The sequence below is a fragment of the Pseudanabaena cinerea FACHB-1277 genome, from assembly GCF_014696345.1.
Classification (GTDB): Bacteria; Cyanobacteriota; Cyanobacteriia; order Pseudanabaenales; family Pseudanabaenaceae; genus Pseudanabaena; species Pseudanabaena cinerea.
In genome coordinates this window covers 1-24,610 of record NZ_JACJPY010000069.1, presented here as the reverse complement: position 1 = coordinate 24,610, position 24,610 = coordinate 1, and the positions used below count along the sequence as shown (strand labels likewise).

Here is a 24,610-nt window from a genome sequence, read left to right as displayed (position 1 = left end):
TCCCTGTTAGATTTAGACCTTACTTCGATTAAATTACACCCTAATTTCCACAAGCTTTGCTCTTACGGCTCTATCTCTGACCAATTTTGTCCGTAGTATTGTTGCTTGATACTGCCATAAAAAAAGCGTCAGTAGTCGCAAATGTGGCGATCGCTATATGTAGAAATATATTTTTGAGTTAACTTTGGTTGCAGGTTTGGTTGTATTGCCAAGTACAGTTTTATGATTCTAAACAAGGGAATAGAACCTAAAAGTTTTTCGAGACAGACAAGAGTAAAGCTTAAATTCCATGCAGCTTATATATTTTTAGACATATTTTTAGATTTTTCAGGGGTAAAAGAAGACAATGTTAACTATCAACCGCACCTTGGACGAAAAGATGATTGCCGTTGATCGGGTCTATTTAACAGATACTGATTTAGTCAATCTTGAACGTTTTGCCAATAGCTTTTCTGTCCGAGTCAAAACCTATAATCTCCTTCGCGATCGCGCTGAAGAGATTACCATCCGCACTCTCAAACTATTGGCACAGCAATATCCTGAGCTATTGCAAAAGCACTTGCAACGCTGCAAATATGATATGGCTAATGTGATTCGCTATGCTTCCCTAGCGGCACTGCGTGATGATGAAGTTTTCTTTAGCGAGACTTTGATGGATTGGTTAGCAAATATTATCAATTCCTACCAAGTTGCTAAGGAATGTTCGACCGCTTACCGTTTGATGCAATCGGTGATTGATGAGATGTTGCCTGCGGAATGCGCGGCGATCGTCAAGCCCTATACAGAGATGGCAATTTCGGCTTTGCTACACGCTTAGCCCCCTCCCATGCCCAAATGTATAGCGGTTTCCAAATGAGTACACACTCATTTGAAAACAAAAAAATTAATCCTAATGGAGGTTTTGAGTTTTCATTTTCCCTACGGCAAAACGAAAACCGCTATATTGTCGCTCCTGCGGGGATTAACAATTTGATTGCACTTTTAGCACTTTTAGAGATTATTTGGAGAAGCTGTTATGGATACCTATGCTCCTGTCACCATCGATCGCAAGTCTAGCGATCAAGAGCGTCAAGTGGCTTTGTGTCAGATCTATGCTCAAATTTTAGAGCGTCAACCCTATATCCATGAGCGCAAAGAAATTGCCAAAGCGGAGAAGGATTTTTTGAAAGGGAAGCTAGGGGTGCGTCACTTCATTGGTGAATTGGTGATGTCAAATGTCTATCTCAATAGCTTTTATCATAACTGCTCTAATCTCAAGTTTGTGGAATGGACTGTAAAGCATCTGTTAGGAAGGGCGGTGCGAGACAATGAAGAAGTTGCTAGATACATGAATCTATTGATGATGGAAGGCGTATCGGCATTCTTCCATGAAATTCTTGGTTCTGAGGAATATCGCAAAGCCTTTGGTTGCTTTACTATTCCCTATGCCCGTGATGTGAAGTTTTATGATTCACCTCGCAACTATCTTCAAACAGATTTGATGCAGCATGAGCATATGGGGCAGCGCGGGAAGGTCATCCCCACGATCTATTGGCAACAGTTGGGTATGGATTGTGAAACTGGTACTTGTGTATTGCCTGAAGAAATGAGCAACCCTGAAGCGGCTAATCATTCGGTGCATACCGCTAGCGATCGCCAAAATGCCATTGCTCAGATTTATGCTCAGGTTTTGGAGCGTCAGCCCTATATGGCAGAACGTAAAGCGATCGCCCATCTAGAGCAGGACTTTCTGACAGGTAAAATTGATGTGCGTCACTTTATCGGTGAACTGGTGATGTCGGAGCTATATCTAAATGCGTTTTACCATGACTGCTCTAACCTCAAATTCATGGAGCTAAGCTTCAAACATCTTCTTGGTAGAACTCCCCATAACAAAGAAGAAATTGGGATCTATACCGATGAATTGACTAAGCATGGAGTGAATGCATTCTTCCATAAAATCTTTGATTCGGAAGAATATCGCAAAGCTTTTGGTTGTCACACGATCCCCTATGCCCGTGATGTCAAGTTCCATGATTCACCTCGCAATTATTTACAAAGTGATCTACTACAGCACGAGCATATGGGTCAACATGGCAAGGTGGTTCCCACCCTCTATTGGCAGGAGCTAGGCATGGATTGTGAAACGGGGACTTGCGTGATGCCTGAAGAGCAACCTAACCGTCCCGCGCCTCATGTCAAAGAGCCAGTTTCGCGATCGCTGAATGAAGAAATCGAGGAGCTATTGCAAATGCTGCAAACTAGCGATGCCAGACAGGCTTTGCAACGTATGAATGACAAACAACGATCGCTTCTTCGCAATTTGGCTAAATAGACAAACAGAGGCTTGCTATGCAAGCCTTTGTTATCTATAGGGGCAACAAATCCATAAACATCGTGGCGATCGCTAATTCGGAGGCTTCGCAAATACCGCGCTCGGTGATTAGCCCTGTCACCAATCGGGCGGGAGTAATATCAAAGCCATAATTGAGGGCGGGGGTATTGAGGGGTGCGATCCTTACCCTGCCAATGGATTGATCATTTTGTAAACCCTGCATATATAGAACTTCATCGGCGCTACGCGATTCGATCGCTATCTCTTGGATGCCATCGGCAATCTGCATATCGAAGGTAGAACTAGGCAATGCCACATAAAAGGGAACTTGATTATCAAAGGCGGCGAGAGCCTTGAGATATGTGCCGATTTTATTGGCGACATCGCCTTTACGGGTAACGCGATCGGTTCCCACGATGCACAGGTCAACCTTGCCATATTGCATCAACAGCCCACCCGCATTGTCGGTAATGAGGGTATGGGGGATCTGCGACTGCCCTAACTCCCATGCGGTCAGATTTGCCCCCTGATTGCGGGGACGGGTTTCATCGACCCAGACATGAATATTGATGCCGCGATCGCTTGCCTCATAGATCGGTGCTAAGGCACTGCCGCGATCGACGATCGCCAGCCAGCCAGCATTGCAATGGGTAAGAATATTGACTGGTTCACCTTGGGGCTTGGTTTTGGCGATCGCCTCGATCAACTCACAACCAAATTTACCAATCTGCCTTGTGCCGATCACATCCTCATCGGCAATGGCGATCGCCTCTTTGAGTGCTACAGTCACCAAATCCTGGTTAGTTAATGCGGCTTTTTCTAAAACCAACAGCAAGCGATCAACCGCCCACATCAAGTTAACCGCCGTCGGACGGGCGCGACGAATCACGGCTGCCAGTTCTTTAACTTTTGACAGATCGCCATCACTTTCCCGCGCAGCAAGATAAACCCCAAAGGCTGCCACATTACCGATCCCCCCCGCACCGCGCACGGTCATATCTTGAATGGCAAGGGTGGCATCGGCGCTGTTTTTGAGGGTTTTGGTAACTAATCGAAACGGCAGTTGTGTTTGATCAATAACGACTAAATCACCGCCTTCTAGCCAAAAAGCTTTGTAATTAGAGTTCACAGTTATTCCTTCAAATATTTGTACGACTCATTCTGCTGACATAAACTTCGGTAAAATTTAGACACCTCTAAGTTTAGCAATTTCCGCCACATTTAGCCCCATAGCCCCAAAACCTCACTAATCGCCACATCATCAAGTACATCTAGCAAAATTCCTAAGCAAACTAATCGCCGCATTAAGAGTCTGGCTAGGACGCATCGCTTGAATAGCCTTATCAGGATCGGCGAAATAATAGCCGCCAATATCAACGCATTGACCTTGAGCAGCACTCAATTCTAGAAGAATTTGACTCTCTTTCTCTTGTAAGATCTGTGCCAACTCAGCAAACTTTGACTTCAGTTCCAAATTCTGATCCTGTAACCCTAGAGCTTGCGCCCAGTAAAGCGCGATATAGAAATGACTGCCACGATTATCAATACCGCCGATCTTGCGAGAGGGTGATTTATCGTTATTCAGATAGAGACTATTGGCTTGGTCTAGGGCGATCGCCAAGATCTTGGCATTCTCATTGTTAGTCTTGCGTCCAAGGTCTTCGAGCGTAACAGCGATCGCTAGAAATTCGCCGAGGGAATCCCAGCGTAAATGTCCTTCTTCCAGAAACTGCTGAACGTGCTTAGGTGCAGAACCACCCGCACCCGTTTCAAACAATCCTCCACCTGCCAACAATGGCACAATCGAGAGCATTTTGGCACTGGTTCCCAATTCCAGAATTGGGAATAGATCCGTGAGATAGTCCCGCAAGACATTACCAGTTACGGAAATTACATTTTTACCCGCCTTAATCTGCTCACAGGTATATTTCATCGCCGCCACAGGAGCCATGATCTGAATATCTAGCCCTGCGGTGTCATGGTCCTGCAAATAGGTGTTCACCTTCGTAATCAGATTCGCGTCATGGGCGCGATGTTCATCTAACCAAAAAATTGTTGGATTGCCAGTGGCTCTGGCGCGATTAACCGCCAGCTTAACCCAATCTTGGATTGGTAAATCCTTGGTTTGACACATCCGCCAGATGTCACCCTTGGCGACATTATGCTCAATGAGAACTGTCCCCGTTTCATCACTGACGCGCACAATTCCATCCGCAAGAATCTCAAAGGTCTTATCGTGGGAGCCGTATTCCTCAGCCTTCTGAGCCATCAAGCCGACATTGGCGACATTCCCCATCGTGGTGACATCAAAGGCTCCATTTTCCTGACAGAATTCAATACAGGCTTGATAAATGGTGGCATAACAGCGATCGGGAATCATTGCCTTAGTGTCGTAAGCCTTACCATCTGCCCCCCACATCTTGCCAGAGGTACGGATGGTCGCCGCCATTGATGCGTCAATAATCACATCGCTCGGAACATGGAGATTCGTAATTCCCTTGTCAGAATTAACCATCGCTAAACGTGGTTGCTTCTCATAAACCGCTTGCAAATCTGCGGCGATCGCATCTTTTTGTTCAGCAGGTAAAGATTCAATTTTGGAGTAAACATCCCCCAAACCGTTATTCGGGTTGATGCCCAATTGCTTGAAAGTATCCGCATACTTCTCAAATACATCTTGATAATAGACCGTCACCGCATGACCAAAGAGAATCGGGTCAGATACCTTCATCATCGTTGCCTTGACATGGAGTGATAGCAAAATATCTTCTGCTTTCGCCTTCGCAATTTCCTGAGCATAAAACTCCCGCAAAGCCTTGACACTCATCACCGAAGCATCAATGACTTCACCTTCCAATACAGTAGTTTTTTCCTTGAGAACTTGAGTGGAACCATCGGCTTTAATTAACTCAATCTTGAGTACGCCAGCTTTTGGCATTACCACCGATTTCTCACTACCATAAAAATCCCCCTCAGTCATGTGCGCCACATGGGATTTAGAATCCTTTGACCATGCACCCACAGAGTGAGGATTCTTTTGAGCAAATTCCTTAACGGCAGCAGCAACACGGCGATCGCTATTACCTTCACGCAATACAGGATTAACGGCACTGCCCAACACCTTAGAATATTTCGCCTTAATCGCTTTCTCTTCGTCAGTTTGCGGGTCAGCAGGATAGCTGGGGATGTTGTAACCCTTGGCTTGTAACTCGGCGATCGCTGCCGTTAACTGTGGCAGGGAAGCACTAATATTCGGGAGCTTGATGATATAGGCTTCAGGGGTTTGTGCCAATGCGCCCAGTTCATCAAGGGCATCGGGTTGACGCTGCGCTTCGGTTAAATATTCAGGAAAATTCGCAATAATCCGCCCTGCCAGAGAAATATCTTTGAGTTCAACCTCGATGTCGGCGGCTTTTGTAAAAGCTTGGACTATGGGCAGTAGGGAGTAAGTGGCTAGGGCTGGAGCTTCATCGGTAAAGGTATAGGTGATTTTTGAGGTTTGATTGCTCATGTCAATGGGGCGGATTTTTTGCGGATCTATTACAGCTTAGATGATACATGGCTTGGTTAATCTGATTCGTATCGGTTTTATCCAGAAATTTAGCGAGTATATTAAGTTATATAATTGTCAATATTTCTATCTGCGATCGCGCCAGTGTGAAAGTCAATGCAACAAACTATTACCAAAGGTCAAGAACCTAACACCAATATTTCCTTAAACGATGAGGTACTAAAAATCTTTGCGAAAATGCCAGATGCCCTCAAAATCGAGGTTCTGCATTATGCGAAATATTTATTGAATAAGGGAACTGAAAAATCATCTATCGTCAATAGTGACATACCCAAGAAAAAGTACAGGCAAGCAGGAATGATGGCAGGGCTGATCGTAATGTCAGATGATTTTGATGAGCCATATTTATTTTAGGAGATTAAATTAAATGATAGATTCTTTAATATTGCAGGAACGGATTAAAAACACAATTTCTCTTGGTGAAAGTCACTTTAGGGAATTTAAAAGTGCTTTTGATGGAGAAATAGGTAATAAAAAATCGGGCAATGTTAAAAAGCTCTGTCAGTATATAGGGGAAGCACTGGTTGCTTTTGCTAATGCTGATGGCGGAGATTTACTGATTGGGGTAGAAGATAATGGAGAAGTCACAGGAGTGCCGCATGGTGAAGTAGAAATTAAAAATATGCTATCTGCCCATAAAACACATATATTTGCAAATAATACTCTGCCTTTACTCTCGGCTCAAAGAGTTGAATTAGAAAATAAAATCGTACTGTTCTTCTCTGTTGATAAAGGTTCTGTGGAAATATATCAACTACCCGATGGGCGATGTGTAAGACGGAAAGATAAAAATACTGAGCCAGTAAAATTTGAACAAATTAAATTTGAAAGACAAGAAGTAAAATCGCGCCAATATGACCGTCAGTTTGTAGATGGGGCAACTGTAAATGATTTAGATTTATCTTTGTTAAGGTCAATTTCTGATAGTTATATAAAAGGTTTAAGTGTTGAGAGATATTTACAACAAATTGGATTAGCAGAATATGGGTTAAACGGGTTACGCTTACGAATGGCAGCTTTACTCTTATTTGCCCAAGATATTCAACGTTGGCATCCGCGATCACAGGTAAGAATACTTCAAGTTTCGGGCAGCGAGTTAAGATCTGGCGAAAATTATAATGTAATTTCCGATGAGACGACGACTGGCAATATCTTTGAACTGCTTGAGCGTTCTTGGGAACAACTTCGCCCTTACTTAGCTTATAAAACGGAATTTGGGAGTGATGCTAAGTTTGAGCAGAAGTACATTTATCCAGAGTTAGCTTGTCGAGAAGCATTAATCAATGCGATAGCTCATCGAGACTATAGTATTCAAAATGGAATTGACATTTTTGTATTCAGTAATTCTCTCCAAATAAGAAGTCCAGGAGCATTATTATCCACTTTAACTATCAAAAGTTTAGAAAAACTAGAAAATGCTCACGAGTCGCGTAATGCCTCTATTACAAGGGTTTTACGCGAAAATAGATATGTTCGAGAGTTAGGGGAGGGGATGCAGAGAATGTTTGATTTGATGAATCAAAGGGAATTAAGACAACCAATACTTTACTCTAATGGTCTATGGTTTAGTGTAACTTTTTCTCATGAATCGATTTTCAGCCCCAGACAGCAAGAATGGTTGTCATTGTTTCAGTCATTCAATTTGTCGCCCCGCCAAAAAAGGATTGTTTTACTGGGTATGGACAATCGGGAAATTTCAAAAAAAGAGATTGAACACGCTCTCAACACAAAAGAGTTACGTGTTTATACTGATGAAATAACTGTCTTACGAAACAAGAAGATTTTAGAAGAAATTATGACTAATCCTAGTGCTGCAAAATATGCAAAATCTAAAAATATGCCTAAAGATGAAGTTAAACGATTTAAAGTGAGAGTTCCGTAAACCAAAATATTAAAGTTTTTGAGAGGCGATCGCTGTTTGATTTTTTTTGGGAGGCGATCGTGATGTTTTGGGTTGATTGGGCGATCGCTGGTTGATTTTTTAGGAGGCGATCGTGATGTTGAAGTATTGATTGGGCGATCGCTGGTTGATTTTTTAGGAGGCGATCGTGATTTTTGGGGTTGAGTGAGGCTATCGCTGCTTGATTTTTATGGAGTGGCGATCGTGATTTTGGGTGTCGAGGGGGGGATCGCTGTTTGATTGTTGTGAAGTGGCGATCGTGATTTTGGGTTTTGAAGTGGCGATCGCTGTTTGATTTTTTTGTTGGGTCAATTATTCGCTAGTCGGTATGATAAAAATTAGTGATTGGTTATAATAATTTGTATACGCTAAAAGCATGAAATTTGAATGGGATGCAAACAAACAACAACAAAATCAACAAAAGCACAAGATTTCCTTTGAAGAAGCAACAACTGTTTGGATAGATCCATTTGCTTTAATCGCTCCCGATCCAACTCATTCAATAATAGAAAAAAGAGAATGGATTATTTGAAAATCATACGAAAGTCGTATATTAGTAGTTGTTTTCACAATGAGAGAAGAGACTATTAGAATTATCAGCGCTAGACCTGCAAATAAATCGGAGAGAAAAAAGTATGCCGAATCAAACTGAATTTCCTTTTGCTAATGCAAGAAGAATTAGTAAATCAGAAGTAATAGCTGCTGAAAAAGCTATTACAGAACAATTTGGAATTAATTTCACACAACGTAAAACTTTAATTAAAAACGAAATAGAAAATTATCAATCAATTTCTATCCAGCTACATCCTAAAATAATTTCTTGGGCAAAAGCTGAAGCAGAAAAAAAAGGAGTTGAGTATCAAGTAATCATTAACGAAGTACTTCTCAATGCGATCGCTGTCTGATTTTTTTGGAGGCGATCGTGATTTTTGGGGTTGATGGGGCGATCGCTATGTGATTTTTGAAGTGGCGATCGTGATTTTGGTTGGTGAAGGGGCGATCGCTGGTTTGATTTTTTGTAGAGGCGATCATTATGTTGAGGTATTGGGGAGAGGCGATCGCGGGGGACAGTGATCTCTGCTACGCCGAAGTCTCCTTGGCGCTTTCTAGACTTTACACATTTCACTTTAAAGATCTAACATATCCTTTTTCATGTTTTTATCTTTTTTGCCTCTTTCACCTTGATTTTGTTAAAGCAACTATTCTCAAATCTCTACCCAATATACTTGCTCTGCCTATTTTATCACAGTCAAATCTCTCGCTTTTCTATCTGCGTAACATGGGTTAGTTAAGTCATTTGCAGCAACACATAAAATCACTAGTTATTGTATGCTTATCAACTTAAACAATCTCACCTGCATCTTGGTATCATGCTTGATCGCGCATCGGTAACAGCAGCTATTTCTCTATGCCCTGAAGAAGCAGTTTGCTATCTAGCAAGGGTTTATAGCACTTTAGTTGTTTTTGACCCGCCAGAATTTATCAAAACTGTCATCGATAGTCGGGTGCTAATCCATTCCCTTGGTTATCCAGACAGCCCCGATGCTGCCTATACTTGTCGGCAGTTAATGGATGAGTTTGGCTTTGACACTGATACTTTTCCTGCTTTTGCTTTACAAGGATTAGCAACGATCGCCGCGATTTTTCCCTGCGATCGCCAAGATATCCATGTTGATCTGGAGTTAGATCAGCAGTTTGATATTGCGCCAACCAGTTTGATTGATATACAAGCACGCATTGATCAAAAAGGTCAAACACCTTGGTTAGTGCAACTCAAGGATACTTACTTTTTGCAAGAGCCAATTTATGATGTGCTGCCGCCCATGAATGTCATTACAGGGGATATGTGGCTACCACAGCATCTTGGTCATGCTGAAGATTTTCAACAGGCGCTGAGTCGCGACATTTTGAGCGATCGCCTCTGTGGTAACTTATAGCAGTTTGCCATAGTCAGGTTTGTGTCTTTATGGATATTTATGCTAGAGCATCTCAAGGTGGCGATCGTTCATGAGTGGTTTGTAAATTATGCTGGCTCCGAGCGAGTTGTAGAGCAGATTTTGCAACTGCTGCCCCATGCCGACCTGTTTGCAGTAGTGGACTTTTTAGAGCAGAGTCAACGCCATTTTATTCAACACAAACAGGTACAAACCACATTTATTCAAAAGTTACCCTTTGCAAAAACTAAATTTCGGCAATATTTGCCCCTCATGCCTCTAGCGATCGAGCAGCTTGATTTGTCTGCCTACGATCTGGTTATCTCTAGCTCCCATGCGGTGGCTAAAGGCGTATTGACTGCGCCCCATCAACTGCACATTGCTTACGTCCATTCGCCCATGCGCTATGCGTGGGACTTGCAGCACCAATATCTGCACGAGGCAAATCTGACTAAGGGGCTGAAGGGATGGTTAGCGCGATGGATTTTGCACCAGTTAAGGATTTGGGACAGCCGTACTGCCAATGGGGTGGATCTATTTATTGCCAATTCCACGTTCATTGCCCGCCGCATCTATAAGGTCTATCGGCGATCGGCGCAAGTGATTTATCCACCCGTGGAAATTGCCGCCCTTGATGGGACAGTACGGGAAGATTTTTATTTGACGGCTTCACGGTTAGTTCCTTACAAGCGGGTTGATTTGATTGTGGAGGCATTTTTGGAAATGGGCGATCGCCGCTTGGTGGTCATTGGCGAAGGAGAACAGATGACGCGGTTAAAGGCTATGGTAGCCAAAAGCACTGCAAACAACATTCAATTTTTGGGCTATCAATCGACTGCGATTTTGCGTGATTATGGGCGTAGGGCGCGGGCATTTGTGTTTGCGGCAGAGGAAGACTTCGGGATTATGCCTGTGGAAATGCAGAGCTTAGGCACACCAATAATTGCCTATGGACGCGGTGGGATTTGTGACTCGGTGGTGGCACAGGGCGATCGCCCCACGGGATGTTTTTTTGCTGAGCAGACTGTGGCGAGTTTGAGGTTGGCGGTGCTAGAGTTTGAGAATGGTGGCGATCGCTTCTTACCTGAGCATTGCCATGCACGAGCATCGCGCTTCTCATCGGAGCGATTTCGCCAAGAGTTTGCCGATTTACTACAGCAGGCTTGGCAAGACTTTTATGAATTTAAAATTTGAAAGCTTTACGGATCGCTGTACGCTACTATTTTGTTGTGATTTGTTGTGAAATATCAGAGAGTCCGAGTATGCAATTAAAAAATGTGGTTCAGCCCTTTGGAGAAGTCAATGTCTATCCCAGAAATAATGGTGATATTGATATTGTTGCAACGATCTTGATGGTTCCTGACATTGAGGGGGCGCGGGTCGGCTTAGCACTAGATGGTTCGGCATCCATGAAAAAAATGTATGGCATCAGTGGCGTAGTTAGTAGCTTCTTTGCTAGTGCGGCCATTACCCCTAATGTGGTGGAGCCAGTGGCAAGGGTGATGGTCAAATATCTTGCCAACTTTGCGGCAACAGGGCAGGTCGATCTGATTAATTGGGCTTGTGGTGCAGCAGGTGAATTGATTGAAGACTTAGGCAGCTTTAGTGGTGAAGAGATCGAGCAGTTTGCCATTAAAGGTCCAAAAATTCCTTGGGGTACAGGTACAAAGCTATTGCCACCTCTGCAATATTTCATCAATAAGTATAAAGATATGCCAGCGATCGGAGTCAAACAACCTGCGGCAATTTGTCTAATTATCACCGATGGCATTATTGAAGACTTGGAAGAGGTGAAAGAATATTGCTTTAAATATGCCTTGGAAATTGCTGACAATACCAAGCCATTTATTAAACTTTTGCTGATCGGTGTGGGCAAAGAAATTGATGAACAGCAATTGGAAGAATTGGATAACATGTTTGAGGGCAGCTTTGTCAAAGATGCCGCAGGGCGTGATGTTGACCTTTGGGATTATCAAGTGGCTGATGATATTCAAATCTTGGAGCAGATCTTTAAAGAATTTGTCTCCGTGGAAACAATTGTCACTCAATATGGGCGTATTCTCAATCAAGCGGGTACAGTTTGTGAAGAATATAACTTTGGTGTACCAGCACTGATGCGCTTTAAACTACCTGCGGGTTCAACATCCTTTACTTTAGAGTTTTCAGGTGGTAATGTCACCCAAGATATTTCTGAGGCTTTGCCACAGGAGGCAAATATTGCTCCCATTCAGAAATCTGAACAATGGCAAGATGTTGTTGATTTTAACTAAGGTTTTTCAAAACTATTTGCAAAACTAAAAGTGGCATCGCCATTTTTAGTTTTGTTAACAATTGTCATGGCTAACGAATATAACCCTGAGACTGACGAGTGAGAGATAAATCTAATGGATGAGATCACTGATACAAATAGGGAGAGAATTATAGAATCACATCTGCAAGAGCGCAAATGGCAAATACCTGCCAATCAAGTTGCGGCTGAATTTGGTGAGGTAAATGTTGCGAGAAATGTGGTTAGTGGTGAGCAACTAGTTTGTGATGTGCAACTAACGATCGCCATGGAGCCGCAGGGACAGTTTGCCGAAGGATGGCGCACAGGACTTGCCCTCGATGGCAGTGCGTCAATGAAACGTGCCTATGGGCGCAAGGTGGAGGCGCGGGTCGATCCTGCATTACTGACTGACTATATCAAGCAGGGCAGATTAAGGTCTTATGTGGAGGATGGCGAACCAATCAGACGCATTGAGCGAGAGGCTTTTGCCGAAATGCAGGCACAGGGCTATGAGATTAACTATACTGCCAATCTGTTGCAGCCATTAGTGCAGGACTTTACGGCTTATTTGGCGGGTAGTGTGGATGGTATAGGTAAAACGGCGCTGATCTATTGGGGTTGTGGCAAGGGGGACGAAATTCAGGTGTTGGGGGAATTTGATGCTGTGGGCTGTCAGCAGTTGGTGATCGCTGGACCTGCGACGGTGACATTAGGAAAAAGTACCAAGCTATTGCCTGCGATCGCTTATTTTAGTGAGCAGTACCATCAAGCTAAACGCGGAATGTTTATCTTTTTGACCGATGGGAGAATTGATGACCTAGCGGCAGTTAAAAACTATACGCGCCAGCTCGCCCTCGAAATTGCGACAGGTAAAAGAAACTATCTCAAATTAATTTTGATTGGGGTGGGGAATGATGTCGATCGCTATCAATTGCAGGAGCTAGATGATTTTGATACGGGTTTCGATATTGATATTTGGGATTATAAAATTGCCAGTGAGATGACGAACCTATCCCAGATTTTTGCGGAGGTGGTCAATGAAAATCTGGTAATTGCGGAAGGTGGCAAAATCTATGACGATCGCGGCAACTGTGTGAAGTCCTATGGGCATGGTTTACCCGCCTATATTGATTTTACGATGGCAAATGATGCTCAATGGTTTGAATTGGAAGTCAATGGGCAGAGGATTCGCCAAAATATTGATATGGAGTCGGCGGCGATCGCACCTTTGGCAAAGAAGTCCTTAATGGATTTTGAACTGCAAGCGATCGCTAGTCGGGATCAAGCATTGTCAAGTTCTACTTCAAGTTCTATTTCAAGTTCTATGGTTGACAACTATCAATCTACTAATGCCCAACCAGTATTAGTAACCGAACAATTGGAAGATAATGCGGATCATCGATTGTTTAAGTATTGGAAATTGCTAGCGGCCTTGTTGATTGGGCTAGCATTGCTAGGTACGGCGATCGCTTTTGGTATTTTAATGCAGCGATCGGATGATGCTAGTCCAGATTTTGGTACAGACTCTAATGCAAATCCTAATACAAATCTCAATGCAGATTCTAATGCAAATTCTAATGCAAATTCTAATGTAAATTCTAATGCAGGTAAGCGTTTAGATGCTCCCATTGCTAAAACTGGTAATGACATTTCAAGTAACGCTAAGTCAATAACCTCAAAATCAACAGCCTCAAAATCAACAGCCTCAAAATCAACAATCTCGAAATCAACAGCCTCAAAATCAACAGTCCCAAAAAGTACCGATCAAAAATCCCCAACCCCACCGATCGCCGCCCCAATTCCCACCGCTTCAACTGCCAAATCCAACCCAAATTCTTCGCGCATCTCATCGACCACTTCAACTGCTAAGCCAACCTCAATGCCTAATGATAATAACAGCATTGCCTCAGTTACCTTGCCGATTACCGATCCTGACGTAGAAGCAATTATCTTTTTTGCGGCAGATGAGGCGATCGTTAGTGAAACAGAATCTTTAAAAATCGAACAATTCTGGCAAAAGATTCAAGGTAAAACGGGCATAATTAGCGTGAGTGGACATACCGATCGCACGGGTGAATATGCTTATAACCTCGATATCTCTAAAGAACGTGCTAATGAGGTGGTGCGTTTATTGCGCGATCGCGGTGTGGATAATAATTACAAAATTACTTTTGAGGCTTTGTCATGGTTGCAGCCTAAGGAGTCAAATACAAACCCTTCCCTCAACCGCCGCGTGGTAATTCAGTTTAAAGAGAACAGTCCTAAACAATAAATCATTTTGCAATCATCATGCAATATGCAATTACATAGTTCCCAAGATGAATTGCTCAGGAATAGCAACCCACACCCGAAATTGATGAGCATCAGGAATCACCAATACGCCCATGCCCATATCAACATCTCTGCGGCATCCTGCGATCGCCTCATGGATAGAGCTGTAGTTTTTGTCAGCTACAAAGGTTTTGCCTAGAAAAATGATCGCTTCTTCAGTGCCAGCGATCGATTTGATCATGATTTTGCGAACTTGATTGAGGGAGTTGAGAATCATGGCTTTTGTCCTGTAAATCTAAATTTGTTAACTGTCTCTATGGTTATGAGTATTACTGATTCTTGGAGAGAGGGTTGCGATCGCACTGTGATTAGCTTGGTGATGTCGCCCAAGAATTGGCGTGATCGAAATCACCAAGGGTGAATATTTACTGCTTTCGCGGTGAGATGTCGCTCTGAAAATGCCTAGCCCATAGTCGTCTCCACCAGCAATGGGGCTGACAGGTCTTTGCGCTCAAACCAAAATTGCGGCAAGGTTTGAATCGGTAATTGCTTTAAAAATCAATACCACTATGACTGCTAAAGTTATGGGAATTCTTGCCAGCAAGATCGAGATAATTTACTTCAATTAATTTCTGAATTTCGGATTTACGCTGCTTTTCTAGTTGAATTTGCGCTTGGCAATGATGCCCAAATTCAGGATCGGCGATCACATCCTTCGTTTTAAATAGGTCGAGCCAATGCTTTTCGCGCTTCTCACACATTACATATTGAATCTTGGCGATCGCTGTTCTCACCACCATTTGCGGACGCAGTAAGCCCACCCGCGAGTTGTCATCTAACCATAACAAATGCTGTAATTGTTGTGATAGTTCAGCATTTTCGGCAGCGATAATTTGTAATTGTTGGATTAAGTGATTGGCATGGGGTTCTTCGGAGGCTAGGGAGGTTTTTTTCTGGTCGATCAAATTGAGAATCATCAGCCATAAATAGCGATGGTTGGAAAGACTAAATTCAATATCTTCTTCAAGAATTGCTTCGTAAACATAGGCGCGATGCTGTGGGAAATGCAGATAGATTTGCAAAAGCTGAGATTCGGCGGTATGCAGGGCATTGCCTACGGAGGTTAGGGAAGGGGCGGGTTTATTGCTCTGCCAGCGCGTGTTGCGGAGTTGGCGGCGCAAGTCCTGCTCTAGACGCAACGCCAAATAGGAGTTACCTTGAGCGAGGCGCTGTGCCGAGGTATGGATATAGTGGGTGCGAAAAAAGGAATCAACGGGCAGGTTTACCAATAATTGGGCGATCGCTTGGCTACTTTTTTGAAAATGGTCAGCTTGATTGAGATCCTGCCCTGCCAGAATTTGCTCAATTTGCCAATCGAGAAATAGCGGCGCATTTTTGAGTAAATCACGATAGCTGTCGGCACTATGTTGTTTGAGATATTCATCGGCATCTTTGCCATCGGGGATCGTCAAAACCCGTAACTGCACCGTGCCATCAAAAACTAATTCCTTAAAGCCCGCGATCGCCTTTTCTGCCGCCGTAATTCCCGCTTTGTCAGCATCGAAATTGAGAATTACATTTTTAGATTCTGTATAGCGCAATAGCTGCTTCATTTGTTCGCTATTGAGAGCAACCCCCATCGTGGCGATCGCCTGACTGATCCCCGCTTGGTGCAAAGCGATCGCATCAAAATAGCCCTCCACCACCACCGCCTGATCGGATTTAGAAATAGCATCCCGCGCCTTATCCATGCCAAATAAAACCGTGCCTTTACTAAATAAGGCGGTTTCAGGGGAATTGAGATATTTCGGCTCTTCATCTCCCAAAGAGCGCCCACCAAAGCCAATCACGCGCCCTCTGGTGTCATGAATGGGAATCATCAAGCGATCGCGAAACCGATCATAAAAGCCATTCCCTGTTTTGCGTGGCACAATCAGCCCCGCTTCTTCCACCAAAGTAACGGGAATCTGCTTCTGTTGCACCAAATAGCCCATCAGAGTTTCCCAACCCGCAGGGGCATAGCCCAATTGAAACTTCTGGATCGTATCCTTGGACATCTGCCGCTTTTGGCTGAGATAAGCGAGGGCGGCTTGCCCCTGAGTGGCATAAAGGGCGTGCTGATAAAAGCTAGTAGTCAGTGCCATCACTTCATAGAGGCGATCGCGATGGGATATTTGCCTTTGAATTTCCTGCGCCTTTTCGGGTTCCTCCGTCTTGATCGGCACATTGTAACGATTGGCGAGATCCAATACCACATCAGCAAAGGAGCGCTTATCGATTTCCATCAAAAACTTGACCGCCCCCCCCTTTGCGCCGCAGTTAAAGCAGTTGTACATCTGCCGTGCAGGGCTGACGGTTAAAGCAGTGGGATTTGTGCCATTGTGAAAAGGGCAAGCCCCTCGAAAATTTGCACCACTTTTGCGTAGGACAACACGCTCAGACACGATATCTACGATGTCTGCCCTTTGACTTACTTGGTCAATGGTATCTTTGTGGAGATGAAACTGTGCAGACATAGCGATCGCCTAAGAACGCTAGATTGATTATAAGCCTTTCTGGTTGTAAAACATAGCGCTTGCCTTATTCAGTTTTTACAGCAATTACCGAGCAAACGAACCAAAGGAAAATCTTGAAAGCGTTGCAAAGCAACGCTTTCAAGATTTTCCTTGGATTGGGTTTGAGCGCAAAGCGCTGTAAAACTCAGTAAAGACTCAATAGGTTGTATCAGAACAATAACGTAACAATAGTATGAGCCGATCGCCAGCTTGACGGTGGCGTTTTTGCCAAGTATCAAATTTCCGTGCCGATTGCAGCATGGACAGATCGACTCCAAGCATTTTCAGTTGTTTATCAATTTCCACCTGTAGAGAAATGCTAGGAATTGGAGATTGATTCTGTTCGTTAGCATTGACGATCGCTGCTTGGAAAAAATGCAGAATTTCCTCCAGAGATCGCGACCAGACTTTAGCAACGGTTGGATTATGGTCAGGATGATCGGCGATCGCCTGTTGTAGGGATGTCAGTTTTTGCTGCAAGGTTTGTAGTGGATGGGAATTTTGGGTAGCACTTTCAGAAATTAAACCAGAAATCAGAAAAGTCTTGATCTCATAGGCAGTGAACTGGGTTGTAAATGTTAAAAGTAATGTTAAAGGTTCTGTGGCAGTAATTACGACTGGAGCGATCTGACGTTCCATTAAATCGCATTCATAAATGCTAATAGAATTTAAGCTAGGAATGCTAATGGTCGTCTCTGTTGCTTTGCCAGTGGCTTCATACAAACGGATAATCCAACCCGATTGATCCTGCGATCGCTTCCATGCAGCAAGAATAATATTACTGGCTGAGGTTTGCAAAAAGCTGTGGCTGGACTGATCGGGAATATGGAAAGATGGTGCATATAAAGCAATGGGATTATTTAATTCCTGTGCCAACTGCACAATATTTTTAGAGCTTTTGGAATTACCATCTTCCCAAGCTATATCTTCGTGCCATGCGCCCTGATGCGGCACTAAGCGGTAAGTAAATTCATGTTCACCGCGATCGCTGTTTGGACAAGCCCAATTGGGACTGCGAAGGATTGTGAGGCGCAGGCAGTCAGGCTTAGCATCATAGCCATATTTGCAGTCATTGAGAACGCTTAGCCCAATGGATCGATCTTCTGCCGATAGATCCGCCCAATATTGGGCAGGAACTTCCCATTTAGCTTGCTCCTGCGAATTATTCAATGAGTTATTTAATGAATTACGGGGCAAATCATTTTGAATTGTGCGCCGCGAAATGGTTGCCATCGGAATCTCGTAAGTAGCTTCAGACGATCGCCAATTCACAGGGAATGCCACCTTCACCAAAACATGATCCTCCTGCCAATCAACCCAATTTTTGACCGTAATAAATGGCTCAAAGGCGGATAATTGGATTTCTTGGGTGAATTTAGATTTTTGGAAGACCTTGCTGATTTTGACTGTAATTAAGAATTGATGCTCATCGGTTGTAATTGATTGCAGTGTAGCAGGCTCTAGCGGTTGCTGTTCATAGTGTGGGTCAATATTCCACGCATCCCAATACTGCCCTCGATCGCTAAAGAATTGCCAACTACTCGGCGATCGCAGAATCGTTATGGCATCAGGCGATCGCTGATACCAAATTTGAGCAATATCGCCACTGTTGCGGCTAATTGCCAGTTTCAGAAAGTTATTCTCTAAGAAGAAATGATCGGTATCATTGGTTAAGCTTAGGGATAAATTTGGAGATGAATTTAGAGGTGGATTCGTGGTTACTGGTGGAACTTTGGCTAAATCGACAAAGCCACAACTGGGGACAGTGAGCCAATGCAGGGTTCGGTCTGGCATCTGCACCAGTTGCGATCGCTGCCAATTTAGGAAGTTCCAAGCCTGTAATGATTCCTGTGTTGCTTTTGTGGGTGACTCAGGTAAAATTTGATCGCAAACAGCCCTTACTTCCGCCCAAGTGCGATCGGCATCGACAAATACTTCAGGAATTGAAGTGCCTGGCAAAATATCATGAAATTGATTTAATAATAGTCCTTTCCATGCAGTTTCCAGTTTGGTCATGGGATAGTCAATATTTGCAACTAAGGCAGCGATCGCGCTATATTTTTCGGCATTACCCAAGAGAATTTCTAACTGGCGATTTTGTCGTTTTTGGTCTGCCTTGGTGGTATATGTACCGCGATGGAATTCTAAATAAAGTTCATCTTGCCAAATGGGTAAAGATGGCGTATGGGAAGCACTTTCTGTCTTTAACTCCGATAGAAAATTTGCCAAAGTGCCAGCCTGCATCGAAAAGAACATCGGTGAATCTGTCCAAGATCGCCCCTGATTGAGCATATCGGCGGTTGGTCCTCCCCCATGATCGCCAACCCCATAGAGCCATATTGTTTTGGAAATGCCATGCAATTCTTCCTGTTTAGCGAGATACTTGGCGATCGCCACAGGTTCAATGCCTTGACCGATTTCATTGCTAAAATAGGTCAAAATTTGACTGCCATCCACACCTTCCCACCAAAAAATTTGATAGGGAAACTTATTGGTATCATTCCATAATAGTTTTTGCGTGACAAAGGCGGTAAACCCACTTTTTGTAAGGATTTGGGGCATTTGCCAATGGAAGCCAAAGGTGTCAGGCAACCAAGCAATTTTCACCTCTTGATCGAATTTCTCCCGAAAATAGGCTTGTCCATAGAGAATTTGCCGAATCAGCGATTCACCACTGGGTAGATTGCCATCGGGTTCTACCCACATCCCGCCGATGAGTTCCCATTTACCCTCCGCCACCGCCTGTTGAATTTGCTGAAATAGCGCAGGATCTGCCTGTTCCATCCATTGATAGGATAGCGCCGTACTTTGATTGAAAATTAGTTCGGGATAGGATTTTTGTAAATTGAGAGCAGAATTAAATGTACGCTGCATTGCCTGTTTGGTTTCCGCGATCGCCCAAAGCCAAGCCACATCAATATGAGAATTGCCCAGTAAATAAATCTGTCGCTCCTTGAGAAATTCGCCATATTGCAGCAATGGTTCGCGAATTGTGGCTAATTGGGAAAATAAAGATTCTTGATCTTTGTCAGCTTTGGAAATCAGTAATTTGTTTAATTCGGCGATCGCCAATTCCAAAGGCTGAATATCAACTTGTTCCCTGATCAAAATTGGCAAATAAATCTCCAAAACCGCCAATTCATCGGCAAATTGCTGAGGATCGCCAGCTTGATGGGCATATTCCCAAACTATCTGCGATCGCTGGAGCGCCCCGATGTCATGCTTCGGGCTATTTAACTTCAGTTCGATGACAAATTCCTGTCCAGCCGCGCAATCAGTCAACAGCAACCGACATTTTTGATCGAATAAATCCCCTTCCTGCACCTGCTGCCCATTAATAAATACCGCCCACCAATCCGCCCACAAAGTCAAGTGCAAATAAATAGCTGCCCCCCTTGTGTTAAGTCCTGCATAGGATTCAGGAACCTGCCAAATCTGCTTGATATGAATATTCTGCTCTTGCTTAAGAAACGCCAGCATTGGTATGTTTTTCTGAGAATTAACCAATGCTAAGGGTTGCCAATTACTCTGCGAGTCTTGCCTCTGCCAACCTGCCAATATTGACAACTGCGATCGCGATCGCAATTGTTCGATAATGCCGATCAAATCTGCAATTAGATTCATAATTTTTAATCCTAATGCTCAACTAAAAAACTTACTGAGCAAATTTTTTGATTGAACATCTTGCCAACGACTGCATAGGCATTATATGCCAAGACGTAAAGCTGCTTTAAATTTAAACAGCAAAAAGTACTGGCAATTTATAAATTACCGCCACTTTTTGCTGTTTTACTGCCCTCTATTTTGACTATTTCGCTTAAGACCTACTAAAGATAAAGTCAGTCGCGTAGCGAATGGCTCTACCTGTTAGGATTTAAAAGTATCTTTGAGAACCGTGCGTGCAGCTAGTTGGCTTCTTGTAGAAGATAATATCTCTGCCTCACGGCGCAGCCTTGCTGCTGTGTCACAGGTTTCTAAAAGTGACTGCTGCTCTAGAGTCGCACCCTGAAAATTGCTAGCAACCCAATAAGACAACTCAATCGGTCCTCTAGGGATTTTGGGTATTTCAATTTCCTGATCCGATAGTTTTTGGGACAACCGAATCACATCATTGAGTAGTTCCCTTACCTCCGTAGCCAATAGAAAAGGTGCATCATTACTAGGTGCATCCTCAATCCATTCCACCAAGCCCACACGATAGGGCGTTTCCCTAACATATTCCAGAACCCGAAATCTTTGCTGTCCCATTGTCAACAGCTTGAAGCGATCGTCTGGTAAACGATGAAACTGGACAATTTGAGCAACACAGCCAATATTGGCAGGTTTACCCGTCTCTGAGTCCCACATAAGTACGCCAAACATCCGATCGCTTTCTAAGACCGTATTGATCATCATGCGATAGCGATATTCAAAAATGTGCAGAGGTAGTGACTGCCCTGGAAACAGCACCAACTCAGGCAGAGGGAACAGTGGCAATTCACGAACTGAAATTGATGATGAAGTCATTTGCTAAAATTGGCACTAACTGGCACTAAGACGTTTTACCTAGTTTATCTGTTATGCGATGAAGATGGCAGCTAAATTCAGGAATTCCCATTAAAAAGCCAAATTGAGATCCGACATTACCTAATGCCTATGGCGTTAGCAACTCCCAATTTGCATTAACCTCCATAGTTACGTCTGGCTTTGTTAGCTTCATTGCGTAAAGCATCAAGGCGCTTTTCTAACAATGTGCGCGATCGCCCCTTAGAGGTATCACTGAGCATAATTTTTAACGCACTGCCCAAACTCTTATATGCAGCAGGAAGGGGGTAGCCGTTTTTGACCGCCAACCTGATCGCCCCTTGATCCGCCTCGATCATATTGCGAATATCTTTTTTACTTGTACCTTTGCGCCATAGCTGAAAACCTGCTACACCACAAATGCCAAGCGCCAGCACAAACAACAGTCCATTCTGTACCCATAGCTCACCAACCGCACCCCCTAGCCCGATCGCCAAGGCAGCCACTTCCCAACCATCTTTGGGGACAGCATCATTCTGAATGCGTGCCACCTCATGCCAAAACAGCAAGTTGCGCTGATCCTCGGCAAGACGCTCCCAACGCACCATGTCTACTAAAACCACCACCTCATCACCACCAGCCTCTTCGCAGGCAATTAGGGGCGGACGCACACCGTCAGCATTAAGCACTTTTACCCATGCTTGCAACTCTGGCGGCAGTAAATCTTGCAAGCGGCGAATTTCGGTTCTGGCGAAGGTATTGCGAAGAGATGAAGTTGGAGATGGCATGAATCTGCGTCAAGGGGGAAAAGGTTTAGAAATGGACGGACAAAATATGCAAAGAGGAATGGGACTATTTTTTTTAATAGTTACGCCAAGATTAACGTATCTTTAAAATATAACCCCTATGGTGTCTATTTTACAGCGCTTTGCGATTAAGTCCAGAGCAAGAAAAGTTTTGAAAGCCTGACGAAGCAACGTATTCAATATTTTTATTGGAGATCGTTTGATTGGTGGCTGCTGCAATTGTCGCTAAGGAATGAAATTTTCATCTCTAAATTACTTGAAACTTGGGATTATGCTTGAGCGAAGTGGCATCAAAGGACAATGCCCAGCCTAGAAAACGCTCGTTGAGAATATCACTCTGGGGATCAATCAGCAACGCTAAATAGTTGCTAGGCTGCTTAATGACGATCGCGGTGTAGTCTTTACTGCGAATCACAGCATGGGTAAAAGCCTCAACGGGAAGTGAGGCTGCTAAGAGTGATTTCAAGCCCAATGCCTGAAATATTGGCTGTACCCAAATAATGCTCTTGCTGCCATCAACAAGGGTGTAATATTCTTTGGGCAGACCACTCAAATCAAAGGTGGCAGCCCCTAAAGTATAGTCTTCAAAACTATTGTGTTGCAAGGTTGTCATACATAAAGTAAGTCATAAGTTTAAGTAGTTAGGCGATCGCTTAGAAAGTAAGTCTGCATCTTCCCTTTACCTTTAATCATAATCTCCCCCCGATCAATAAATTGATATTTGTGCTGCAAAATATCGTGGGTTGAGGCAGATACATGAATAGATCCCGCTTGACCGTGAGACTCCATGCGACTTGCCACATTGACCGTATCTCCCCATAGATCGTAAATAAATTTCTTGATGCCAATCACCCCAGCCACCACAGGTCCCGTACTGATGCCAATGCGGATGTCAAAGGACTTACCCAGTTCTCCTGCAAACTTGTTGATCACCCGTTGCATATCTAATGCCATATTGGCGATCGCCTCGGCATGATCTGGGCGATATAGGGGCAGTCCACCGACTACCATATAGGCATCGCCGATGGTTTTAATTTTTTCTAAACTATATTTTTCTGCTAGGTTGTCAAAGGCGGAAAATATTTCATTCAGCAAACATACTAGCTTGACTGGGGAAATGGTTGCCGATAGCTCTGTAAAGTTGACGATATCGGCAAATAAAACGGTCACATCATTAAAGCCATCAGCGATGACTGTCTCGCCGCGTTTGAGGCGATCGGCGATCGCACAGGGCAAGATGTTTAACAACAACTGCTCTGAGGTATCCTTCTCTTTTTGAATAGTCGCCTCAGCCATCTTGCGCTCTGCAATTTCCTTGACAATGCGAGCATACATCTGGCTAAAGGCTGTCATGACATCGCCTAATTCATCGGTGCGGGATGCCAACATAGAGTGAAACCGCAGGACAGCCATTTCTTGAGAATCACAGCTTATGGAGTCAGCTACTAAGTCCAGATCTTCACGCAGTTTCAAAATTGGCAAAATGACAATTGTGCCTAAAACCACAAGGGTACTCGCGGTGACAAACAGGGAAATGATTGCCACTAAGCCAATAATGCGCCAAACATAGGCAACTAGTTCTGACTCAATGAAACTGATATTATGACGAATAACCAATATATAATTACTCCCTAGCGCTTTGCCGTTCCAAGCCACATCATAGCGATCCCCGCGATCGTCTAGCATCCGAATGACATCCTGCCCCCGCAAATCATTAACCCCAACTATTGACTGCTCACCCTTTTGGGCGATTACCTGATTTTTTTCATTCAACACTGCCCATCCCACCACATTAGTTTCCTGCTTCACCGATTTGGCTAAGCTGATCAGCTCCTGCTCGGTAGCCATAGAAATTGCGGATTTCAAAAAAAATCTTGCTTGAATGGCGGATACATTTTCCACCTGCTCTAATAGCTCTTGTTCACGGCGAAAGTAAGATGGGACAAGAATAATCGCCTCAATGACGACAATGCTAATAAAAATCCAAAAGGCAATTCGTCTTGATAATTTGGCTTTGGCTAAACTAAGCAGCGCCTGCGATCGCTTCTCCATGATTGCTTCCTGCTACTACAATTTATTGAATCGCGATGCACACAATCATAACAACCGTCATAGCGCTTAGATAACAACGCTGTTTCTTAATTTGCTATCACCAAGACCAATACTACGGACAAAATTGGTCAGAGATAGAGCCGTAAGAGCAAAGCTTGTGGAAATTAGGGTGTAATTTAATCGAAGTAAGGTCTAAATCAATACTTCGGACATAAAAAAAGGGGAACAAAAAAGCTATTCATCGGATAAGGTGCAAGTAATAAATCAAAGCACCAAATGAATAGCATTAATGACATATTACCGAAAGTAGCAACCAAGGCACAACAGAAATTTCCTTGCTGTAAATAATTCGTTGATGGCTAAACAGGTTGAGAAGGGAAGCAAAGATGATTCCAATGACCATTAAGTTCAGCTATCTTGAGCAAGCTTAAAGCT

20 protein-coding genes and 1 pseudogene are annotated in these 24,610 nt (G+C 43.7%); 10 read left to right on the top strand and 11 right to left on the bottom strand.

Translation table 11 applies throughout. The features are described 5' to 3' along the window. The first annotated feature begins 346 nt into the window (after positions 1 to 346). Together H6F44_RS17195 and H6F44_RS17190 are read left to right on the top strand one after the other, a co-directional pair. On the top strand, positions 347 to 817 hold the full coding sequence (locus H6F44_RS17195) for a globin family protein (RefSeq protein ID WP_190352263.1): 471 nt from the start codon (positions 347 to 349) through the stop codon (positions 815 to 817). A 198-nt stretch (positions 818 to 1,015) separates the two neighbouring features. Next, positions 1,016 to 2,314, top strand: coding sequence for a phycobilisome rod-core linker polypeptide (locus H6F44_RS17190; RefSeq protein ID WP_190352262.1), 1,299 nt, complete (start codon positions 1,016 to 1,018; stop codon positions 2,312 to 2,314). A 34-nt stretch (positions 2,315 to 2,348) separates the two neighbouring features. On the opposite strand, the gene mtnA is transcribed toward H6F44_RS17190, so the two are convergent. Then, entirely contained in the window at positions 2,349 to 3,443 is a 1,095-nt protein-coding gene (gene mtnA / locus H6F44_RS17185) for an S-methyl-5-thioribose-1-phosphate isomerase (protein ID WP_190352261.1), read from the bottom strand. A gap of 132 nt (positions 3,444 to 3,575) precedes the next feature. Beyond that, positions 3,576 to 5,825 carry an NADP-dependent isocitrate dehydrogenase gene (locus H6F44_RS17180; RefSeq protein WP_190352260.1) on the bottom strand — a complete coding sequence of 750 codons (2,250 nt, stop codon included), beginning with the start codon at positions 5,823 to 5,825 and terminating at the stop codon, positions 3,576 to 3,578. A 156-nt stretch (positions 5,826 to 5,981) separates the two neighbouring features. On the opposite strand from H6F44_RS17180, the gene vapB reads away from it, so the two are divergent. Together vapB and H6F44_RS17170 are read left to right on the top strand one after the other, a co-directional pair. Further along, positions 5,982 to 6,239, top strand: a complete 258-nt coding sequence (vapB, locus tag H6F44_RS17175; protein WP_190352259.1) for a type II toxin-antitoxin system VapB family antitoxin — start codon at positions 5,982 to 5,984, stop codon at positions 6,237 to 6,239. A gap of 13 nt (positions 6,240 to 6,252) precedes the next feature. Further along, positions 6,253 to 7,767 carry an ATP-binding protein gene (locus H6F44_RS17170; RefSeq protein ID WP_190352258.1) on the top strand — a complete coding sequence of 505 codons (1,515 nt, stop codon included), beginning with the start codon at positions 6,253 to 6,255 and terminating at the stop codon, positions 7,765 to 7,767. Positions 7,768 to 7,956: 189 nt separating this feature from the next. Here the strand turns inward: H6F44_RS17170 and H6F44_RS17165 are convergent, their stop codons facing one another. Further along, a complete protein-coding gene (locus H6F44_RS17165; RefSeq protein ID WP_190352257.1) occupies positions 7,957 to 8,097 on the bottom strand; it encodes a hypothetical protein in 141 nt (46 codons plus the stop codon). A 64-nt stretch (positions 8,098 to 8,161) separates the two neighbouring features. Between H6F44_RS17165 and H6F44_RS23275 the strand changes: the two are divergent. Both H6F44_RS23275 and H6F44_RS17155 read left to right on the top strand, forming a co-directional pair. Next, a pseudogene (locus H6F44_RS23275) lies at positions 8,162 to 8,437 on the top strand (BrnT family toxin). Next, complete coding sequence (locus tag H6F44_RS17155; protein ID WP_190352256.1) at positions 8,421 to 8,690, top strand: AT hook motif protein; 270 nt, start codon at positions 8,421 to 8,423, stop codon at positions 8,688 to 8,690. The pseudogene H6F44_RS23275 and the gene H6F44_RS17155 overlap by 17 nt, the downstream one beginning before the upstream one ends. Here H6F44_RS17155 and H6F44_RS17150 read toward each other — a convergent pair. Then, on the bottom strand, positions 8,671 to 8,817 hold the full coding sequence (locus tag H6F44_RS17150) for a hypothetical protein (protein ID WP_190352255.1): 147 nt from the start codon (positions 8,815 to 8,817) through the stop codon (positions 8,671 to 8,673). The two genes, H6F44_RS17155 and H6F44_RS17150, sit on opposite strands and share 20 nt — an antisense overlap. A 338-nt stretch (positions 8,818 to 9,155) precedes the next feature. On the opposite strand from H6F44_RS17150, the gene H6F44_RS17145 reads away from it, so the two are divergent. The 4 genes from H6F44_RS17145 (at position 9,156) to H6F44_RS17130 (ending at position 14,260) form a co-directional block, all read left to right on the top strand. Beyond that, entirely contained in the window at positions 9,156 to 9,722 is a 567-nt protein-coding gene (locus H6F44_RS17145) for a hypothetical protein (RefSeq protein ID WP_190352254.1), read from the top strand. Positions 9,723 to 9,761: 39 nt separating this feature from the next. After that, entirely contained in the window at positions 9,762 to 10,913 is a 1,152-nt protein-coding gene (locus H6F44_RS17140; protein ID WP_190352264.1) for a glycosyltransferase family 4 protein, read from the top strand. A gap of 68 nt (positions 10,914 to 10,981) precedes the next feature. Beyond that, the gene (locus H6F44_RS17135; protein WP_190352253.1) at positions 10,982 to 11,989 is read left to right on the top strand and encodes a vWA domain-containing protein; all 1,008 of its coding nucleotides are present in this window, start codon (positions 10,982 to 10,984) and stop codon (positions 11,987 to 11,989) included. A 114-nt stretch (positions 11,990 to 12,103) separates the two neighbouring features. Beyond that, positions 12,104 to 14,260: an OmpA family protein gene (locus tag H6F44_RS17130; RefSeq protein WP_190352252.1), complete on the top strand. Its 2,157-nt coding sequence runs from the start codon at positions 12,104 to 12,106 to the stop codon at positions 14,258 to 14,260. 30 nt (positions 14,261 to 14,290) lie between these two features. Here the strand turns inward: H6F44_RS17130 and H6F44_RS17125 are convergent, their stop codons facing one another. The 7 genes from H6F44_RS17125 to H6F44_RS17095 form a co-directional block, all read right to left on the bottom strand. Beyond that, positions 14,291 to 14,536, bottom strand: coding sequence for a hypothetical protein (locus H6F44_RS17125; RefSeq protein WP_190352251.1), 246 nt, complete (start codon positions 14,534 to 14,536; stop codon positions 14,291 to 14,293). 274 nt (positions 14,537 to 14,810) lie between these two features. Beyond that, positions 14,811 to 16,775, bottom strand: coding sequence for a DNA primase (dnaG, locus tag H6F44_RS17120; protein WP_190352250.1), 1,965 nt, complete (start codon positions 16,773 to 16,775; stop codon positions 14,811 to 14,813). 195 nt (positions 16,776 to 16,970) lie between these two features. After that, positions 16,971 to 20,438 carry a heterocyst frequency control protein PatD gene (patD, locus tag H6F44_RS17115; protein WP_190352249.1) on the bottom strand — a complete coding sequence of 1,156 codons (3,468 nt, stop codon included), beginning with the start codon at positions 20,436 to 20,438 and terminating at the stop codon, positions 16,971 to 16,973. Between the two features lie 243 nt (positions 20,439 to 20,681). Further along, positions 20,682 to 21,320 carry an LON peptidase substrate-binding domain-containing protein gene (locus H6F44_RS17110; protein WP_190352248.1) on the bottom strand — a complete coding sequence of 213 codons (639 nt, stop codon included), beginning with the start codon at positions 21,318 to 21,320 and terminating at the stop codon, positions 20,682 to 20,684. A 155-nt stretch (positions 21,321 to 21,475) separates the two neighbouring features. Next, positions 21,476 to 22,105 (bottom strand): DUF3318 domain-containing protein, encoded by a 630-nt coding sequence (locus tag H6F44_RS17105; RefSeq protein ID WP_190352247.1) that lies wholly within the window; start codon positions 22,103 to 22,105, stop codon positions 21,476 to 21,478. A 265-nt stretch (positions 22,106 to 22,370) separates the two neighbouring features. Next, on the bottom strand, positions 22,371 to 22,736 hold the full coding sequence (locus H6F44_RS17100) for a hypothetical protein (protein ID WP_190352246.1): 366 nt from the start codon (positions 22,734 to 22,736) through the stop codon (positions 22,371 to 22,373). 20 nt (positions 22,737 to 22,756) lie between these two features. Further along, a complete protein-coding gene (locus tag H6F44_RS17095; RefSeq protein WP_190352245.1) occupies positions 22,757 to 24,175 on the bottom strand; it encodes an adenylate/guanylate cyclase domain-containing protein in 1,419 nt (472 codons plus the stop codon). Positions 24,176 to 24,610: the final 435 nt, after the last annotated feature.

What these genes read in the sequence shown, in the direction of transcription:
- H6F44_RS17100 (WP_190352246.1), bottom strand. Translation starts at nt 22,736, where the DNA reads ATGACAACCTTGCAACACAATAGTTTTGAAGACTATACTTTAGGGGCT.
- patD (WP_190352249.1), bottom strand. Translation starts at nt 20,438, where the DNA reads ATGAATCTAATTGCAGATTTGATCGGCATTATCGAACAATTGCGATCG.
- H6F44_RS17095 (WP_190352245.1), bottom strand. Translation starts at nt 24,175, where the DNA reads ATGGAGAAGCGATCGCAGGCGCTGCTTAGTTTAGCCAAAGCCAAATTA.
- H6F44_RS17155 (WP_190352256.1), top strand. Translation starts at nt 8,421, where the DNA reads ATGCCGAATCAAACTGAATTTCCTTTTGCTAATGCAAGAAGAATTAGT.
- H6F44_RS17140 (WP_190352264.1), top strand. Translation starts at nt 9,762, where the DNA reads ATGCTAGAGCATCTCAAGGTGGCGATCGTTCATGAGTGGTTTGTAAAT.
- H6F44_RS17110 (WP_190352248.1), bottom strand. Translation starts at nt 21,320, where the DNA reads ATGACTTCATCATCAATTTCAGTTCGTGAATTGCCACTGTTCCCTCTG.
- dnaG (WP_190352250.1), bottom strand. Translation starts at nt 16,775, where the DNA reads ATGTCTGCACAGTTTCATCTCCACAAAGATACCATTGACCAAGTAAGT.
- H6F44_RS17170 (WP_190352258.1), top strand. Translation starts at nt 6,253, where the DNA reads ATGATAGATTCTTTAATATTGCAGGAACGGATTAAAAACACAATTTCT.
- vapB (WP_190352259.1), top strand. Translation starts at nt 5,982, where the DNA reads ATGCAACAAACTATTACCAAAGGTCAAGAACCTAACACCAATATTTCC.
- H6F44_RS17150 (WP_190352255.1), bottom strand. Translation starts at nt 8,817, where the DNA reads ATGATCGCCTCTACAAAAAATCAAACCAGCGATCGCCCCTTCACCAAC.
- H6F44_RS17195 (WP_190352263.1), top strand. Translation starts at nt 347, where the DNA reads ATGTTAACTATCAACCGCACCTTGGACGAAAAGATGATTGCCGTTGAT.
- H6F44_RS17125 (WP_190352251.1), bottom strand. Translation starts at nt 14,536, where the DNA reads ATGATTCTCAACTCCCTCAATCAAGTTCGCAAAATCATGATCAAATCG.
- H6F44_RS17180 (WP_190352260.1), bottom strand. Translation starts at nt 5,825, where the DNA reads ATGAGCAATCAAACCTCAAAAATCACCTATACCTTTACCGATGAAGCT.
- H6F44_RS17135 (WP_190352253.1), top strand. Translation starts at nt 10,982, where the DNA reads ATGCAATTAAAAAATGTGGTTCAGCCCTTTGGAGAAGTCAATGTCTAT.
- H6F44_RS17145 (WP_190352254.1), top strand. Translation starts at nt 9,156, where the DNA reads ATGCTTGATCGCGCATCGGTAACAGCAGCTATTTCTCTATGCCCTGAA.
- H6F44_RS17105 (WP_190352247.1), bottom strand. Translation starts at nt 22,105, where the DNA reads ATGCCATCTCCAACTTCATCTCTTCGCAATACCTTCGCCAGAACCGAA.
- H6F44_RS17130 (WP_190352252.1), top strand. Translation starts at nt 12,104, where the DNA reads ATGGATGAGATCACTGATACAAATAGGGAGAGAATTATAGAATCACAT.
- H6F44_RS17190 (WP_190352262.1), top strand. Translation starts at nt 1,016, where the DNA reads ATGGATACCTATGCTCCTGTCACCATCGATCGCAAGTCTAGCGATCAA.